This window comes from Prevotella fusca JCM 17724 (assembly GCF_001262015.1).
Classification (GTDB): domain Bacteria; phylum Bacteroidota; class Bacteroidia; order Bacteroidales; family Bacteroidaceae; genus Prevotella; species Prevotella fusca.
This window is the reverse complement of the sequence record NZ_CP012075.1, coordinates 104042-123028: the sequence shown is the minus strand read 5'-3', so window position 1 is coordinate 123028 and position 18987 is coordinate 104042. Positions and strand designations below refer to the sequence as shown.

Below are 18987 nucleotides of genomic sequence, written 5' to 3'. Positions count from 1 at the left end.
GTGCGTTCCCATTTTTATTGTATCTCATCATAAGCAGCCCAAAAGACTCAAGTATAACGTAAAAACTCCCCCTCAGGCTGCAAAAGACAGCAATATAAGTATGAAATAAAAGACAATCAGCAACATTCCCTCCAATGATAGATAACGGACAAAACGAGATGTTTACAAATGCCTGTGCATCAATTAACTACAATATCAAAACAAGAAATGATGCTTAATTGGACTTCAATTAAGCCTTAGTTGCAATGCTATTAAGCCTTAATTAGCATGCAAGAAAGCACCAATAAAAATGAAGGTCATGAAAAAAAAGGACAAACACGAGCAATGCCTTTTGCTATTCTCCAAGCATCACCGACAACAACTTCAAGTCATAATAAAAGAAGAGAGAACCACCATACATTACAATAAACACAGGACACCAGCCAGTGGTTAAAATTATTTTAAAACATTTTCATAAAATAGTAAGTTTAATATTTTGATGTCTCCATATTTATCTTTATATTTGCATTATAATTTTTTAATCCTATCTATTATGAATGACAAGAAATTGATGAACAGAGCAGCGGATAACATTAGAATTCTCGCAGTGTCAATGGTAGAAAAGGCTAAGTCGGGACATCCCGGTGGTGCTATGGGTGGTGCGGACTTTATCAACATCCTTTTCTCTGAATTTCTCGTCTATGACCCAGAACAACCGGAATGGGCAGGACGTGACCGCTTCTATCTCGACCCAGGTCACATGTCTCCAATGCTTTACGCAGCACTGACCCTACAGGGAAAGTTTACGGTTGATGATATAAAACAGTTCCGCCAGTGGGGTTCAATCACTCCCGGTCATCCAGAGCGTGACATTGCTCACGGCATAGAGAACTCGTCAGGTCCACTTGGACAAGGCCATGCTTACGCTGCCGGTGCAGCTGTAGCCGAGAAGTTCCTTGAGGCACGTCTTGGCAAAACCATGATGCAACACAAGATATATGCCTACATCTCTGACGGTGGTATTCAGGAAGGTATCAGCAGCGAAGTAGGACGTTTGGCTGGAAACTTAGGGCTGAACAATCTCATCATGTTCTATGACTCCAACGGCATTCAGCTCTCTACAGAGTGCGCTGCCGTCATGACAGAAGATACTGCCATGAAGTACCAGGCGTGGGGATGGAACGTTATGAAGATTGCAGGAAACGACCCGGATGCCATTCGTGAAGCTCTTGTCGCTGCAAACAAGGAAGAACATCGCCCGACCCTTATCATCGGCGAGACCGTTATGGGCAAGGGAGCACTGCAGGCTGACGGCAGTAGCTACGAGAACAGCATAAAGACTCACGGTGCACCACTTGGCGGAGACGCATATACAAATACCATAAAGAATCTTGGTGGTGATATTGAAGACCCATTCAAGATTTTCCCGGAAGTACAGAAACTCTATAGCGACCGTGCTGCAGAACTCAGAAAGATTGTCGCAGAACGTCACGCAGCTGAAGCAGCTTGGGAGAAAGAAAACCCGGAGAAGGCTGAACTGATGCGTCAGTGGTTCTCTGGCAAGGCTCCGAAGATTGACTGGAGTGGTCTTGTACAGAAGCGTGACATCCCTACACGTAATGCTTCTGCCGCCTGCCTCGGTCTGCTTGCAGAACAAGTACCTAACCTGATCGTATCATCAGCCGACCTCAGTAATTCTGACAAGACTGATGGATTCCTCAACAAGACACATTCACTCACACGCGGCGACTTCAGCGGCGCCTTCTTCCAGGCAGGTGTCAGTGAGTTGGCAATGGCATGTATGTGTATCGGTATGATGCTTCATGGAGGTGTCATCACAGCTATGGGAACTTTCTTTGTATTCTCTGACTACATGAAACCAGCTGTACGCATGGCTGCTCTCATGCAGGTTCCTGTGAAGTTTATCTGGACACACGACGCTTTCCGTGTCGGTGAAGATGGTCCTACACATGAGCCGGTTGAGCAGGAGGCACAGATTCGTCTGATGGAGAAACTAAGGAACCATGCCGGACAGGACTCTGTACGTGTACTTCGTCCTGCCGACAGCGATGACACAACTGTTTGCTGGCAGATGGCAATGGAGAACATGGATACGCCGACAGCACTCATCTTCTCGCGTCAGAACATAAATAGCCTGCCCGAAGGAACTGACTATCAGCAGACACGCAAGGGTGCTTATATCGTAACAGGTTCAGACGACCAGTTTGACGTTATCCTCGTTGCAAGCGGCTCAGAGGTCTCTACCTGCATTGATGGTGCCGCACTGCTGCGTAAGGACGGACTGAAGGTACGTGTTGTAACAGCACCGTCAGAGGGTCTCTTCCGTCGTCAGAGCAAGGACTACCAGGAACAGGTATTGCCGAAGGATGCCAAGATCTTCGGTCTTACAGCAGGACTTCCTGTCACCCTTGAAGGCTTGGTCGGTGCCAACGGTAAGGTCTTTGGTCTCAACAGCTTCGGCTTCTCAGCACCTTACAAGGTGCTCGACGAGAAATTAGGCTTCACCCCAGAGAATGTCTACGAGCAAGTTAAAGCATTTTTAGCATAAACGTTTAACCTGACCCCCTGGGGTCTTCATCAGGACCAAGGGGCTCATAAAACCTAAACAGCTTATGGAAATTAAGACAGTAGGAGTTGCCTGCGACCACGCAGGCTATCCATTGAAGCAGTTCGTTATCCAGTATCTGGAAGAACACAAGTACGCATATAAGGACTTTGGCTGCAACAGTGACTTGAGTTGCGATTACCCTGATTATGCCCACCCATTGGCTGAAGCCATTGAGAGTGGTGAAGTTTACCCGGGCATTGCCATCTGTGGCAGTGGAGAAGGCATGGCTATTACGCTCAACAAACACCAAGGTGTGCGTGCCGGTCTGGTATGGAACAAGGACGTAGCAGAGCTGACCCGTCAGCATAATGATGCAAACGTCATAGTGCTTCCTGGCAGATTTATTGATAACAAGACAGCCGCAAAGATTCTTGATGAATTCTTCAAAGCCAGCTTTGAGGGTGGCAGACACGAACGCCGTGTCAAGAAGATTGCCATCCAGCAGGACTAAAAAGAGTCATAACATCTAATAAAGACTACATCAAAAAAGGTGTTCAGGAGCACATTCTGAACACCTTTTCTTTTATTCTGAATCAGTACTGTAAGGTAAATATATCCCATACAAGTAAGTCATTGATGTCACTATATAATACATTCTAATGACAATAATGAACATGTCTTCCCGTCTACAACCGATGTGCTGTTGCCCATCACACATGGTGATGTTAGCAAACACCAATGGTGCTAAGCACTAACACGTTGCAAAATGTTACTGGAAGGAGAGCAACTTATAGTTAAAAAAGGGTTGTGCTACCAAAAGTAAACAAGCCTTCTTTGATTAGCAGACTTACTTCTCCAAAGACAATGCAACATTATCGAGTTAAAAGAATATCTAACACTCTAATTCCAAGAACCTCCAACAACCGACTTGAGACTCTTATCCTCCAAGAAACTGAACTACTTGCCAGAGAGGAATAACAGATTATCCGATAATGAATTTACCTGCCCATAAAGAAGAAAAGCTAAGAAAAAATATGCTGAAAGGGACACACTTCATGCAGCCCTTTCAGCATAAACAGCCATTAAGCCTCTTCTGTTCCTTTACTGTACGATCCCTCCGGGAGGTGGAAACGATAACTTTGGTCGAACACATCACCCACCTTATTAATCTCAAGGAAAGTCGTACCGCTACCAGTACCGAACGAACCAGACAGATAAGCAATCTTATCCTCCAGATCAATATACCCCTTCTGACGAAGCATACGCAAGGCAGCAGTAAACATTTCCTGGTTTGACTTATGCTGCTGCTGATAGACAGCAATGACACCATAGCTGAGATTCAGCCAACGCTGCACCTTATCCTTATAGCAGATAGCCAACACTGGGTGCGGACCACGGAAGGCAGCAAGGTTGCGTGCCGTCTGCCCGGTCTCACTGTCAGTGATAATACCTTTAACACCCAACTGCTCAGTTGCCTCAATTGCACTTCTTGACAGGAACTCACGCTGGTCGTTGCGGTTGGTCATAGGAACCGTAACGTGTCCACGTTTGTGAGCATCGACCTCAGCAGCTTCAGCAATACGTGACATTGTCTGCACTGCCTCAACAGGATACTTGCCGCTCGCTGTCTCCCCACTCAGCATCAATGCGTCAGTGTGGCTGTAGATAGCATTGGCAATATCGGTCACCTCGGCACGTGTAGGACGAGGATTGTTAATCATCGTATGCAGCATCTGAGTAGCCACAATAACCGGCTTCTTCTTCATGATACACTTGTTGATGATGCTGCGCTGAATACCCGGAATCTGCTCAATCGGCACTTCAATACCCAAGTCACCACGAGCAATCATAATTCCGTATGACGCATCAATAATCTCATCAATATTATCAACACCCTCCTGATTCTCAATCTTTGAGATAATCTTGATGTCAGAATTATGCTCGTCAAGAATCTTCTGAACCTCATGCACATCGGCAGCTGACCGCACGAAAGAGTGAGCGATGAAGTCGATATCCTCCTCAATAGCCAACAGGATATTGCTTCTGTCTTTCTCTGTAAGTGCAGGAAGCTCTATATGTTCACCCGGGACATTCACACTCTTGCGTGAACCAAGCTCACCCTCGTTCTGCACCTGAGCCACCAGCATAGGTCCAACACTCTCTATAACAAGCATGTCCAATGCTCCGTCATCAAAGAGAACATGGTCGCCCACCTTCACGTCACGGGCAAAATCAGGGTAAGAAACATTGATAATATCCTTAGAAGAATCCACATCTGGACGACCAAAGATCTTGACCATGTCACCCACCTTGTAGTGAATAGGCTCCTCAACAGCCGTAGTTCTCACCTCAGGACCCTTGGTATCAATGAGCAAAGCCAAGTGTGGCGACACTGCACGTGTATTGCGGATAATCTCCTTGATACCGTCAGGACTGGCATGTGCAGTATTCATACGGACGACATTCATACCCGAGAAGAAAAGTTTTCTCAGGAAATCGACATCACAACGTCGGTCGCTAATAGAACATACTATCTTTGTCTGTTTCATAATTTGAGTGTGTTATTGTTTAATTCGACATTGCTGAGAAAATAATATATAAGAGTGATGACAACAGTATCACGACAGCCAGAAGGACAACAAATACTATTGTTACCTTCTTTCCCAACCCACCCTTCGATGGTTTTTTGGTTTTCACCGGATTGGTTTGCTCGTTTGTGTTATCCTTTTCCACTTCTTCGTGGCTCACTGTGGCAGCAGTCTCAGCAATACTGCCGGCTGTCACCTCCATGTGTGGAGTGGCAACCACCATACCTTCACCACAATAAGGGCAATTACACCTTAATGTACTGCCCGGTCCCGATTCTATAACAAAGGGACGATGACAATGCTTGCAAACGACGTTAAATTGCATCTTCTTTCCCTCCTTTCTTAGTCTGGGGTTTTATCTTACGTCATCAATGAGGACGTGCCCATCCTTCGTAAGTACTTTTAACTGACGGTATTCAGTCGCACCATCCTGTGTCAGTCTCACCTTATACCAGTTTCCCTCCACCGGAGTGATGCTGAGGTTACGTAGAAGTTGGATTTTATCAGGGTCGGAAGCCGTATTGCCAAAAGCTCCCCACCATATCGTTCCGTCCTCCACATCTGACTCATAATCCTCCAGCACTCCGAAAATCATCCGCCGGCAGTAGTCCGTCAGATAACGTTCATAGAAGTTGACGTCAACGTCATCCACCAGAACGGCTTTCTGATAGAATGATTTTATAAAGTTGCACACAGACTTCCGCTGTTCATCCACCCGCTGCGCCTCAGCTTCCTGTGCCTCCTGCTGCGCCCGTATCTGCATCAGCGAATCAGCATGCGCCTTACGCTGTGCCTGCAACTCCAGCCGTGCTGCCTCTTTCTTATTCTGCCACTGGACGAAAGCAAAAACACCCAGACCGCCCAGAATCAGCACAATAAGCACTGTTAAAAGAATCTTGACAGCTATACCTTTACCATCATTACCGCCCTGCCCGGTCACTGGTGGCTGCACCGAAGGACTGACTGGCTGCTGCACAACCGGCGTAACAGGCTCTGCCATAGCCGGCAGGTTGACAAGCAACGACTGCCCACAATAAGGACAGGTACATTTCATACGGTCACCGCTATCAGCCGTAATCGTAAACGCACGATTGCATTTATTACAAGTTACATGATACTGCATTACTCTATGTTTTCTTAAAAACGATATCAGCAAGGGCAAAGGAAGCCTACTGCCAATTTGCCAAGCACAGATTATTTTCTGCAAATTTAAGAATTTTCTTCCATACTTGGAAATGTTTTAAGCAATAATATAACGTGGATTCAACGAATAAACAAGAAAGATTCTACTTGCTTTCCTGCATAAAGAAACTGAGGCTCTGCAATCATTTCCATGAGAAGCCCCCCCCTCCCTGACAAAAACCGCTGCAGAAACATAGAAGAAGCAGGAAAGACAGAAAGGAAGAAGTAAGACACTGAAAAGTTTTGAAACATAAAAAACAGATGAGAACTATACCAAAAGGCTATCCGAGAGACATACAAGTATGTCACAACATTCACCCCCGTTTCTGAAAGAAAAGAAACTGGACAACAAGAGGTTTTGTCCTATTTTTTCATTACTTGATTATATATAGATGCTTAATTGCGTTCCAACTAAGCCTTACTTAGCATCCAAAAGGGCGTTAATTGAAGTCCAACTAAGGCTTAATTGAAGCCCCATTAAGTACCTTATCCTAACCCAAGATTATAAGTTATTGGTTTCATGACAGTTACAAGCACAACCACAAAGGTGTTTTGTCACCGTTTTGAAGCAGGAATAACAACAAATTATGTAAAGATAATTCAGGGTTACATGCACGGGGAAAAGAAACAATCCATTTGCTGTATGAAAAAACACACACAAATAACTCAGTATTGATACCCCCCTTTGGAGAAGTATCAAAAGGGAAAGGCTTTACGAGATTAGTCTTTACACTTCAACTCTCAAGCCATCATACGCAAAGAACACCCCCTCCGGAAGCTGTTTCTGCGCCACTTCATGCAAACCAATCTGATGCGTAAGATGGGTTAAGTAAGTCCGCTTAGCCCCTACTCGCCTGCTGAACGCTATTGCTTCAGGTATCAATTGATGCGAATGATGTTCACGCTCCCAACGCAAGCCGTTTACCACCAAGGTTTCAACCCCCTCAAGATAAGGAAGTTCCGCATCGTCTATCGTTTTCATATCCGTTATATAAGCAAGTTTTCCAAAACGATAACCGAGGATGAGTAACTGTGCGTGCATCACGGTAATGGGCACCACTTCTATATCCCCTATCCGTATATGAGAATGAGGCAGAATGGCATGAAGATTCAATCTGGGTACTCCGGGATAAAGATTTTCAGCAAAACAGTAAGGGAAATTATGCCGCAGTCCAGCACAGGTGTCTGCATTAGCGAAGACATCTATATCCCCCAGCCTACAATAGGGGCGTACATCATCAACACCTCCCACATGATCATAGTGGATATGCGTAACTAACAGTCCGTCAATCTTGCAGAAAGGTTGTGGCAACATCTGTTGGCGAAAGTCAGGACCGCAGTCGATAACAATACGGGTATTTGCTGTCTCCAACAGGGCAGAAGTGCGCAATCGTTTGTCGCGTGGGTCTTTACTCTTACATACCTCGCAGTTGCAACCAAGTACAGGGACTCCGTTGGATGTGCCTGTGCCAAGGAAGGTGAGAACCTCTCCCAACCCCTCCGAAGGAAGGGAGTGCCTAACGGAATGCTCGTTGCTTATGAGTTCTTTTTGCTTCAAAGGGTATGTTCTTAAAAGTTGGTCCGCTGCTTAGTTATAAGTATTTCTTAACTGAACGCTTATAAGGCGTATCTATGATTGGATGTAGCAGTTATTATGATACATCTTAACAATGTGATACATCTTAATATTATACTATACCATAATATCAAGAAAGTTAGTTACTTTTTGTTTAGCACTCCTTTCGGAGGGGTTGGGAGAGGCTTTAGTTGGGGGAGGTATTCACCTCCGGATGTATCTCAATCCCAAACTTCTCCTTCACATCATGCTGGATAGTCTTATAGAGGCGGACTATATCCGCACCTGTTGCACCACCAAGGTTCACCAACACCAATGCCTGCTTGTCGTAAACACCTGCACGACCAAGCGTCTTACCTTTCCAACCACATTGTTCAATCATCCAACCAGCAGGAATCTTTTCATGCTCGGCATCGATTGTATAGTGAGGCATACGCTCATACCGAGCCGCCAGTTCATCATATTTTGCCTTTGGAACAATAGGGTTCATAAAGAAACTGCCCGCATTACCCGTCACCTTAGGGTCAGGAAGTTTGGCATTACGGATATTGGTAATCGTCTGGCGAAGTTCAGCTGCAGTAGGATGTTCTATGCCCTGTTCAGCCAATGCCGCACGGATATTACCATAGTCGAGCTTGGGTTGGTAAGTCTTGGAAAGCCGGTAAGTGACAGATGTGATAAGAAACTTGTCACGCCATTCGTGCTTGAATTTACTCTGGCGATAGCTGTATGCACATTCAGCATTCTTGAAATGATGCACTTTGCCAGTGGAAATCTCAACAGCTTCAACCTCTTCAATCAGGTCTTTGGCTTCAACTCCATACGCACCGATGTTCTGCACAGCACTTGCTCCACATTCACCTGGGATAATCGAGAGGTTCTCTGCCCCATAAAGGTTATGCGAAACGCAATAATCAACAAAATCATCCCACACATATCCCGAACCGCAGCGTACCCGTTCTTCGTCAATCTGTTCGACAAACGAGATGCCCGAATGCAGTACAGTGCCCTTATAGTCACCCGTGAGTAGCAGGTTACTACCACCACCAAGTATCAGTAACGGATAGTCTTCGTCTTTCAGGGAACGCACAACCTCCTGTGCTTCCTCTACAGAATTGTATTCGACAAAACGCTGACATTTAGCGTCAATGCCGAAGGTGTTATGCTTTAGCAGACTATAGTTAAACTCTGTTTTCATTTTAGCTTATACCGTTCTTGTGTTGCTCTTCGTTTCTGTTTGCTATAAGGAGCTATTCTTCCTGGTATCTGATGACCCTTGCCGGATTACCGACAGCGACCGCATTGGCTGGAATATCCTTTGTTACCACAGCCCCTGCGCCTATAACGGCATTACGGCCAATCGTCACGCCAGGCAGGATAACCGCACCACCTCCTATCCATACGCCGTCTTCTATCTTGACAGGTTGGGCATAGACGTTCCATCCTCCACCGGAAATCATCCTGTCCTTGGCATTGACTGGATGCGTAGCTGTATAAATTTTCACGTCTGATGCAATGAGAACATCATTGCCTATGTCAATACGATTGTTGTCTACGAACGTACAGTTCATGTTGATAACGACCCAGTTACCCAGGTGTATATTGATACCATACTCACAATGAAAGTCCATGTCGATATGTATACTTTCACCGACAGAGCCGAACATCTGCTCGATAATCCTACGCTTGCCGTCCCGGTCAGCATAGTCACAGCTGTTCAGTTCGCGCAGCAGGCGTTTTGTCCGCAGGATTATGTGCTGCAACTCTGGGTCAACAGCGTTGAACAATTCACCATCCAAGGCTTTCTGACGTTCACTTTTCATAAGCAATTAATTATTAAACAATTAAGACTTCAGCGTGGATATTGCAGAGCCGGTCCACAGAAAGTCCCGCAGCTAATGACGGGCAGGAAGTCTTCCTGTTAATAGGCTACAATCTTCTCCAGCCGCCAGTCTTTTCCATGATGCTTGAAGATAAGCTGGGTTTCCACACCATTAGCCAGTCCACGGAAAGTAAGAATCTTCCGGTCTGACTCTGAATACTTCTGCCCATAGAGGATATTATAAATCATATCACTCGGTACTTCTGGCAGGAAAGATGACCATTCTTCGGCAGGAATTGTGGTGTTTACCGTCGTTGTCTCCTCACCATTAGGGTCAGGACCAGTGTAAGCCAGCGGACTCTTCACGTATCCCTTGCCGCCATTGGCAAAGAAACGTGACAGGAAAGCGAAGAAAGAAGCATTATAACTCTTATCATACGTGATGTTACGAATCTGATTCAACTTCCAGCTGCCATCCTGATGATCAAACCAGAACTGCTCAACCATATCCTTCTTCAAATGTATTTTCTCAACGATGACACTATCCAAGTCGGTCGATTTAGAGAACTTCATCTGTTTCTCGTTATCGAAGATAAGTGTATAATATCCCTGCTTACGGAAGAAGTGGTCAGTCTTCCAGTTGTTACGACTCAGTTCTGTTGTCTTCTCTCCACTCACTACTGCCAATGGGAACTTGATTCGACTGCTCTGCAACTTCTTATTAGCAATAAAGTTAAAGAAGAAGTCATCAAACAGCTGGTCAGCAGCCTTTGGCATCGGAGTAGCGGCAATCATTTCCGTAGCAGAGTCGACACTGTCAACCGTGTCACTCAGCTCTGCTGCCGTAGAATCCGTACTCGAACTGTCGCCTCCGTCCACTTTCTTATTAGAGCAACCAGTGGTAACAGCCATCATAGCCACACACACACATACAACAAGTAAAAATGCTTTTTTCATACTCTCCTAATTATTCGTCTCAAATTTCCTGCAAATGTACGATATTTATTTCTAATAAGACACGAAAACAATAAATTTATATCAGGGTAATTTCTCCGTTCCGATTATAAATCGTACCTTTGCAGGAAAATAATCAAGCAGTATGTTATTAGACAAGATAGAAGAACTTCTCAAGGAAGTGAGCACACTCACGGCAAAGAGTGCCGATGATGTAGAACAACTCCGTCTGAAATACCTCAGTAAAAAGGGGGAAATAAACGCATTGATGGGTGAGTTCCGCAATGTAGCAGCCGAGCAGAAGAAGGCTGTCGGTATGAAAATCAACGAGCTCAAGCAGAGCGCACAGAACAAAATCAATGAACTCAAGGACCAGCTTGAAACAAGTGAGGCACAGAGCGATGACATTGACCTGACACGTACCGCCTACCCTATCACCCTCGGCACACGTCATCCACTGACGCTTGTAAAGAACGAGATTATTGACATCTTCGCCCGCATGGGCTTCACGCTCTATCAGGGTCCGGAGATTGATGACGACCAGCACGTCTTTACGATGCTGAACTTTGCTGCTGACCATCCGGCACGTGACATGCAGGATACCTTCTTCATTGAGCGCAGCAGTACGATGGACGTTACGAAGAACGTACTTCTCCGTAGCCACACATCCAATGACGAGGCACACTACATGTCTACCCACGAGCCGCCGATCCGTGTTCTCTGCCCGGGCCGTGTATATCGCAATGAGGCGATTTCGGCACGTGCACACTGTTTCTTCCATCAGGTAGAAGGTCTTTACGTAGACAAGAATGTCAGCTTTACCGACCTCAAGCAGGTGCTTCTCACCTTTGCCCGTGAGATGTTCGGTGCCGACACGAAGATTCGTCTTCGTCCAAGCTACTTCCCTTTCACAGAGCCAAGTGCAGAGATGGATATCAGCTGTAACATCTGTGGCGGTGAGGGCTGCGGTTTCTGCAAGCACACCGGATGGGTGGAGATTCTCGGTTGTGGCATGGTCGACCCACATGACCTGGAGGCTTGTGGCATTGACTCTAATGTATATACAGGCTATGCCTTCGGTATGGGTGTTGAGCGTATCGCCAACCTCAAGTACCGTGTCAGCGACCTCCGCCTCTTCTCTGAGAACGACACCCGCTTCCTCCGCGAGTTTGAAGGAGCGTGATGTCGGGTGTTAGGTGTTGAGTATTGGCTGTTGATGGTCACTTAGGTGGTGGATGATGGATAATGGGGGTTGATGAACAGCCCTTTCTATAATCGAAACACCTCTGCTATACACTACATTTACTAAAGATTTTTGTTGAGTTTGAGTAATAAATAATGGGTGTTGATGAACTTTTAAACAATTCATCAACACCCATTCTCTTATCTATATGTGCACTGTAAGGAACGATTACAGATAATGGATAAATCCTAATCAAACAGATGCTTCCTACTTCCTAAGGGTAGCCTAACTTCTTTCTAACGGCATATAGCATTCGTATCGACAATGTTCTTTCATGTGTTTGGTGTCTGATAAGATTCGTGCTAAGGCTTGGCACCATGTGTGCGGAGTCTTAGCACAACACGTGCGAGACCTCCGCACGTTCGTAGATGAGGGGCGCGCGCCTTATTATTGTCATCCTTTTTATATAAAGACAAAGATGACTAACCTTTGTAAAAATGTCCATTCTGCTTAGTATCAATACTTATCACCAATACTTCTCACGTAACATATCATTACCCCCAACAGCTGTCACCCACCACCTAATACCAACTAACACATCATCACCACCCAACATCTAACACCCACCACCTAACATCCACCACCTAACATCCTACAAAATCTCACGTGCTATCCACGCACAAGCCTCAGCATCCGCAAGTGCGTGATGATGGTCGGCTAATTCATAGCCACAGGCAGAAGAAACCGTATGCAGCTGATGGTTAGGAAGATGAGGGAACTTACGACGAGCCGCCTTCAGCGTATCAAAGAACTCATAATCAGGATAGTCCATCTGATAGGTATAGAAAGATGCCATCAGACATCCCTTGTCAAACGGGGCATTATGTGCCACAAGCGGCAAACCTTCTATCATCGGTTCTATCTGTTTCCACACCTCGCTGAACACTGGGGCATCATCCGTATCAGCACATGTCAGTCCATGCACCTGCGTACATCGCCAATGGTAATAATTCGGTTCGGGCTGTATAAGGGAATAAAAGCTGTCAACAATCTCTCCTCCCCTTACTACTACCACACCCACCGAACAGACACTACACCGCTCAAAGTTGGCTGTTTCAAAGTCAATCGCTGCAAAGTCCTGCATAGCTTTATATAAAATAGTTAAGCCGTCTATTATCAGATTAATTCTACAGAGGCGGCTTAATGCTTGTTTAAATAAAGTGTGTTAGTTTAGTCTTGATAACCAAAATGCTCATAGTACATATCCCATAATGTATCGGAAAAGCCCCAACCACAATTCGTTGAGTTAAGCATACTTTTAATTCTCTGCCTGAAGTGTTCCTCAAGACCGTATTCACAAATATGCTTCAGAGCTTTATCAAAATTCGTTTCTAATGTGGTGTAATACTGTTCCCACATATCACCGAAGGTCATTGTGTACTCACATCCCAACTCTATATAGTAAAGCATCAAATCACCAAGACTGATGGCGTCAGCCTTCAACTTCTTGAAATCAGAGATTGCCTTACGGCAAGTTGCAAATGAAGGCTTGTCAGAAAAGCCCCGAGCAGGGAAAAATTCGTTACGGATAATCTTCTTATATTTTTCCAACGCAGTGCTATAATCAGGTGTAAGATACATTTCCAAATACATCTTCGCTTCCTTGTTTGCATCATATAAATCCAGCACAAGTCTTATTACGTCTTCCTTTGGCAATGTGGCAAGATGCTTCTTCAGTTTCAATTTTGTCATAACAGAGTCCTCTCTATATTAGCATTTACAAGTAACATAAAGTTCCATGTCTGCAAAGGTATAGCTTTCCAGCGAAAAATGAAAATGTTAGCGTAAAGTAAATTACAAAGATTCTCTAAACCTTTCATGCATATTTCTTTTATCGTAAAAGAGAACAACCTAACTTACTCCTAAAATTTAAGAGGCATCAAGTTAACAATTCTATTAATAACAAATGAAATGATAAAACTCACAAATAGTAGTGCTATATACTCCAAGAATACATATTTGAATCCTGCTATAAAAGAAGGAAAGAGATAATATAAGAACCACGTGTGAATCATCCATATATTCATAGAGTGATGCCCAATAGTAGCAAGGATAGGTATGTTTGTCTTTCCTTGTGACAAAAGAACAAATGATATGATAAATGTTATTGCATAAAATGGACTGAAAATTGCAGTGGGAATATAATATTTAGCAATCGAAGCTATGATTAATAATGTAAAAACAAGAATCTTCCCATAGGATTTTTTTGCTACTAACATCTTAAGTTTAGAAAATGACTCTGTACGCTTTAGCATTGCACCCAAACTGAATGGGAATAACAAAAATCCTAAGTATAGCAGGTTATAAAGAGCTGGTGAAGACGTTTTATACTGTACGCCAAGTTTAGAAATCAACAAACTAGAAACCAGGAATATAACAAACGTAATTAAACAGACATATCTTGCTCGTAATCTAGACATCTGTTTGAATAGAAAAGGATAGGATAAAGAAAGGAAAGAATAAGGAAAAAGGAACCAGCATTCATAATTCCAGCTTGAATAAAAAGAACTGTAGTTCAAAATAACATCTTTAAAACTTCCAGGATATTTAGAACTGTCATCTATGAAATAACCAATTGTTACAAATATCGTAATTATTACCCAGTAATGGAGATAAAGTTTGAAGATTCTGCTAAGATGGCGCTTATCACCTTTCTGAAAAACATAGTACAAACCGTATCCGCCAAGAATTGTGAATATCTGTACAGGAACATCTATTTTATTAATAATATCGTATAAAGGAACTCCTCCTATATGAATAAGATTAATACCAAAGCCAGAACCTAAATGGCAACCTAACATCATAAGGAGAGCAACTCCTTTAAGCATTACAGTTTCTTCTTTTGTCATTGCATTAAAACATTTTAATGCGATGCTTTATACTCAAATTACGAAAGTTATAGCCAAGTACCAACATGAGAAACGTGGACGTAATCATCCACGTTCAGAGGTACTTGGCGGAAACCTACAACAAGAGATGAGAAACGCCCACGCTATCGTGGACGTTCACTTATTCATCCATTCTTGTTGTTCATTCTACCGCCAAGTTTCCTGAACGTTATTGAATAAATAGCAAACGCTAAATTATTAACCCACAAAATGGGACTGGGTACACACCTGCACACCGAGTCCGATTGCAAAGTTACAATTTTATTTTCATTCTTTTAAGTTGATAACGAGTTATTTCCAATCTTTTTCTTACTTTTGCAGAAGAAGCATCTACTGCTATAAAAATACTTTCTATGGAGACAAACAGTTACACACCAAGTTTAGATAAATACCAGATTCCTGTTGTAGAGGCAAGCCAGGGACATCATCTTGTACTGGCATCACCGGGATGTGGCAAGACACATATCCTCGCAGAGAGGATAAGACACGCACGGGAAAGGGGTGTGAAGTATGAGGATATGCTCTGTCTGACGTTCACAAACCGTGCTGCAAGGGAGATGACCAACCGTATTCAAAAGGTGGTGGGAGGTGATTTCTCGGAACTGATGGTGGGTAACGTGCATCGTTTCTGCTCTAAGTTTCTTTTTGAACAGGGCAGGATACCTGCCGATTCAGCTATCATTGACGACGAAGAGGCAGTGAGCATCATTGCTGACTATCGCAATGAGGACGAAGAAGGGGTGACAAAAGACTTCAACCGATACAAAGGTTATCAGACGATTATCTTCTTCCAGCATTTCATCTATCAGATGGAACACCGCCATCCATGGAAGTATTACCTTCATCCAGAGAGTTTTACGGATGACGACAGGGAAGCTGTAAAGCATATCTGCGCCTCACAAAAGATTGAATATGACAAGCAGGCGGTAGTGAATATCTATCATCATGCACAGGAATATATGGACGAGGCGAATGTGCCGGGGCTTGACGGGAAACTGGCTGATAGGATTCGTGTGCTGCTCTGGAAGATGTATTACGCCGGTTGTTATGCACGATACAAGGAGGAGAATCATCTCTTCGACTTCGAGGACCTGCTGCTTTACACATACGACATCTATAGCTCTGATCCCACCTGCAAGCGTTATCCGTGGATACAGGTGGACGAGGTGCAGGACCTTAACGGCATGCAGCTTGCCATCATTGACCTGCTGACGGCAGAAGACCACCCGATGGTGATGTACTTAGGCGACGAACAGCAGGCAATCTTCTCTTTTATGGGGGCGAAAGTGGAAACACTGACGCTGCTGAAGATGCGGTGCAAGGGAAACATACACCATCTGCAACGGAACCATCGTTCGCCAAAATACCTGCTCGAAATCTTCAATGACTATGCAGAAAAGCAACTGAAGATTGACCGCGAACTGCTTCCTGTCTCTGACAATGACACAAAAGCCACCCCTGGCGACCTGAGAATCATACACTGCAACACAACTGAAATGGAACGCCAGGACGTTACCGAAGAAGCTATCCGTCTCTACGAGCGCAACAATGACGAGCGTACAGCCATCATCGTCAGTGCCAACTCGGATGCTGACCGTATCAGTGACACTATGACACAGGCGGGTCTGACTCACTTCAAGGTATCGGGGCGCGACCTCTTTGACAAACCTGAAGTCAAGCTGTTACTGGCACATCTGAGCGTACTTGCCAATGAACATAACTCCATAGCTTGGACGCGTATTATGAAAGGGGTGCGTGCTTTTCCTTCCCACGCCCTTGCCAGACGGTTCAACTGGAAGCTGAAACAGCTGGCACTTTCGCCTTCCGACTTCCTACTATACCCCGGAAGCTGCTACACAACAGAGTTCCTACGGGCATACGATGAGGAAGAAATCGTGGTATTCGACACGGAAACAACCGGATTAGACGTCTTCAATGATGACATCATAGAGATTGCTGCCATACGAATCAAGGGGGGAGAAATCATCGGGAAGCCACTCGACCTGTACATTGAAACCAGCAAACCCATCCTGCCGATGCTCGGCGACAAGGAAAACCCGATGTATGCTATCTACCACGAGAAGATGTCTGCCGACGAACTTCTCACTCCTGCAGATGCCCTGCAACGTTTCCTTGCATACGTAGGTACGAGTCCTATCCTCGGACATAACGCCAACTATGATTACAACATACTTGACAACAACCTGCGACGCTACTGCAATGACACCATATTGGCACATGACAACCGTTGTTTTGACTCGCTCAAGCTGATAAGACTACTGGCTCCAAGCCTTCATTCCTACAAGCTGGAGAGCCTTCTTGAAACCTTCCAACTGACAGGTGTCAACAGCCATCAGGCAATTGATGACGTGAAAGCGACTATCAGTCTTGTACGCCTCTGTGCTGACAAAGCCCGTGAGAAGCAGGCACTGCAAGAGGCTTTCATCCGCCATCCGAAGGTGCAACCCTTTGCAAACATACTTCGCAGCAATTATGGAGAACTTTACCAAGAGGCTGTCAGACGGCTTTATACGGTGTCAACTGACCAAGTTCCCGCCCTTGTAAGCGAACTCTCCTCAGCCTATAATACCCTGCTTGCAGAAAGATTAATCAACGAGATTCCCCGACTGGATTACATCCTCCGTTATCTCCGCATAGATATGCTGACGGATGAGACGACACCCAATGCCCTTGCCCCACAACTCTCGCAGTACATAATGGACATCAATACGCTGAAGGAAGCTGACTTCTGCAACAGCAAGAGTATCCTTGAGCGCATCTATGTAACGACGGTTCACAAGGCAAAAGGGCTCGAGTTTGACAATGTCATCATCTACGATGCTGCCAACGGGCGCTACCCGAACGCCTATAACAAGACGAAGCTGCAGGACGAGGAAGACGCCCGTAAGTTCTATGTTGCGATGTCACGTGCAAAACGCAGGCTTTACATTGCCTATGCCATGCAGATGATTGACCGCTATGGCAGGGTGAACAACCGTGAGCTGACACCTCTGATGGATGCTATTCAAAAGTATTTTGATTAAAACTGAGCCATATCTATCATAATGATATAGAATAAGAAAGCGGCATTCAAAACGAAGCTCTTATCCGCTTATTCGTATTAAATGAAATGAAGCAAGTCCAAAGCAGGATAAAACGATTACCCTCTTCATTCTTTCGAATGAAGAGGGTAATCGTTTTTATGGCTGATAATCAGCTGAAGTACATTACCGTATGAGAAAATCTCATTACCCTTGACGCATCATCAGAATGTTTCTGAAGATATAAAATAAACTGATAATAGAAACTATACACAGGAAAAGATATAAACCTACTCTAACGCTGTTACTTCTCTTCATTCTAATAACAGCCTGCAAGACAAAGAGTCCCTTTTGAGTATAAATTAGTTTATCAGCATAAAATTGAGTGAACAACACTTTTCATTATCCTTAATTCCGCCAGGTCAGTCCCAGCAATATTGCATACGTGGAAAACGCAACAAATAGATTTAATATTATTGTAATGAAAAACATTAGGATTCCTGCAATGATTCCTTTCTCTTTTCCAAACTTGTAGGAGAGATAGAGAATGATTGCTATGAATACTAATAAAGTGAAGACGAAATTCTCCGGTGAATTACATGCTAAGATTAAACAGGGGTAAGCAATCAAACTCCATAAGATAGCATAACCGATCCATTTGTTTAATGTATGTTTTTCTCCCATAATTATTTGTTTCTTAGTGTGATCTAATTGTGCCAGTTCATTCCCAGCAACATTGCAAACGTGAAGAACGCAACGAATACGTCGATAAGCACAGCTATTAGAAACATCAGTATGCCAAGAACCTTTCCTTTCTCTGAACCAAATTTGTAAGAGCAAAAGAGAATTACCACTACTGATATTAGGAAAAGTGTTACGAGATATTCTTCCGACGTAGAAGTCATTTGGAGATAGGCAGGATACATCTGGAATATATACCATGCTAACACGTAAGCTATCCATCTATATGGCATGAGTTTTTCTTTCATAATCGTTTGTTTTATAAGATAACACTTCCCTAATCTTGGGGATAAGCATTCCTGTCTGTGGGTGTTTGAAAGTAGGTAAAGATAAGAATGCTCCGTACATTTATGTTTGTTAGCCAATACGTTAGTATTCTGTTAATGATTACCCCCTGCAAAGGT

Annotated in this window: 15 protein-coding genes; 4 read left to right on the top strand and 11 right to left on the bottom strand. The window is 44.2% G+C overall.

The features are described 5' to 3' along the window. The first annotated feature begins 532 nt into the window (after positions 1-532). Together ADJ77_RS07840 and rpiB are read left to right on the top strand one after the other, a co-directional pair. Positions 533-2548, top strand: a complete 2016-nt coding sequence (locus ADJ77_RS07840; RefSeq protein WP_050696251.1) for a transketolase family protein — start codon at positions 533-535, stop codon at positions 2546-2548. A 64-nt stretch (positions 2549-2612) separates the two neighbouring features. After that, positions 2613-3059 (top strand): ribose 5-phosphate isomerase B, encoded by a 447-nt coding sequence (gene rpiB / locus ADJ77_RS07835; RefSeq protein WP_025077407.1) that lies wholly within the window; start codon positions 2613-2615, stop codon positions 3057-3059. 571 nt (positions 3060-3630) lie between these two features. Here the strand turns inward: rpiB and pyk are convergent. The 7 genes from pyk to ADJ77_RS07800 all read right to left on the bottom strand — a co-directional run bounded on the left by pyk (position 3631) and on the right by ADJ77_RS07800 (position 10673). Further along, positions 3631-5097 carry a pyruvate kinase gene (gene pyk / locus ADJ77_RS07830; protein WP_025077406.1) on the bottom strand — a complete coding sequence of 489 codons (1467 nt, stop codon included), beginning with the start codon at positions 5095-5097 and terminating at the stop codon, positions 3631-3633. Between the two features lie 19 nt (positions 5098-5116). Next, entirely contained in the window at positions 5117-5461 is a 345-nt protein-coding gene (locus ADJ77_RS14140) for a hypothetical protein (protein ID WP_025077405.1), read from the bottom strand. Positions 5462-5491: 30 nt separating this feature from the next. Next, positions 5492-6259, bottom strand: a complete 768-nt coding sequence (locus ADJ77_RS07820; RefSeq protein WP_025077404.1) for a hypothetical protein — start codon at positions 6257-6259, stop codon at positions 5492-5494. A 786-nt stretch (positions 6260-7045) separates the two neighbouring features. Next, positions 7046-7858, bottom strand: coding sequence for an MBL fold metallo-hydrolase (locus tag ADJ77_RS07815; protein ID WP_234398022.1), 813 nt, complete (start codon positions 7856-7858; stop codon positions 7046-7048). Positions 7859-8081: 223 nt separating this feature from the next. Continuing rightward, positions 8082-9092, bottom strand: a complete 1011-nt coding sequence (gene murB, locus ADJ77_RS07810; RefSeq protein WP_050696250.1) for a UDP-N-acetylmuramate dehydrogenase — start codon at positions 9090-9092, stop codon at positions 8082-8084. Between the two features lie 52 nt (positions 9093-9144). Further along, a complete protein-coding gene (locus tag ADJ77_RS07805) occupies positions 9145-9717 on the bottom strand; it encodes a sugar O-acetyltransferase (RefSeq protein ID WP_050696249.1) in 573 nt (190 codons plus the stop codon). 98 nt (positions 9718-9815) lie between these two features. After that, complete coding sequence (locus ADJ77_RS07800; protein ID WP_025077402.1) at positions 9816-10673, bottom strand: DUF4348 domain-containing protein; 858 nt, start codon at positions 10671-10673, stop codon at positions 9816-9818. 142 nt (positions 10674-10815) lie between these two features. On the opposite strand from ADJ77_RS07800, the gene pheS reads away from it, so the two are divergent. Next, a complete protein-coding gene (gene pheS, locus ADJ77_RS07795) occupies positions 10816-11853 on the top strand; it encodes a phenylalanine--tRNA ligase subunit alpha (RefSeq protein WP_050696248.1) in 1038 nt (345 codons plus the stop codon). A 652-nt stretch (positions 11854-12505) separates the two neighbouring features. Here the strand turns inward: pheS and ADJ77_RS07790 are convergent. From ADJ77_RS07790 to ADJ77_RS07780, 3 genes are all read right to left on the bottom strand, one after another. Continuing rightward, complete coding sequence (locus tag ADJ77_RS07790) at positions 12506-12997, bottom strand: exonuclease domain-containing protein (protein WP_025077401.1); 492 nt, start codon at positions 12995-12997, stop codon at positions 12506-12508. A gap of 86 nt (positions 12998-13083) precedes the next feature. Beyond that, the gene (locus tag ADJ77_RS07785) at positions 13084-13605 is read right to left on the bottom strand and encodes a DUF6155 family protein (RefSeq protein ID WP_025077400.1); all 522 of its coding nucleotides are present in this window, start codon (positions 13603-13605) and stop codon (positions 13084-13086) included. A 170-nt stretch (positions 13606-13775) separates the two neighbouring features. After that, positions 13776-14762: an acyltransferase family protein gene (locus ADJ77_RS07780; protein WP_025077399.1), complete on the bottom strand. Its 987-nt coding sequence runs from the start codon at positions 14760-14762 to the stop codon at positions 13776-13778. Between the two features lie 392 nt (positions 14763-15154). Here ADJ77_RS07780 and ADJ77_RS07775 point away from each other — a divergent pair, with 392 nt between their 5' ends. Further along, the gene (locus tag ADJ77_RS07775; RefSeq protein ID WP_025077398.1) at positions 15155-17845 is read left to right on the top strand and encodes a 3'-5' exonuclease; all 2691 of its coding nucleotides are present in this window, start codon (positions 15155-15157) and stop codon (positions 17843-17845) included. Between the two features lie 704 nt (positions 17846-18549). Here ADJ77_RS07775 and ADJ77_RS07770 read toward each other — a convergent pair. Next, the gene (locus tag ADJ77_RS07770; protein ID WP_025077396.1) at positions 18550-18831 is read right to left on the bottom strand and encodes a hypothetical protein; all 282 of its coding nucleotides are present in this window, start codon (positions 18829-18831) and stop codon (positions 18550-18552) included. Positions 18832-18987 lie beyond the last annotated feature (156 nt).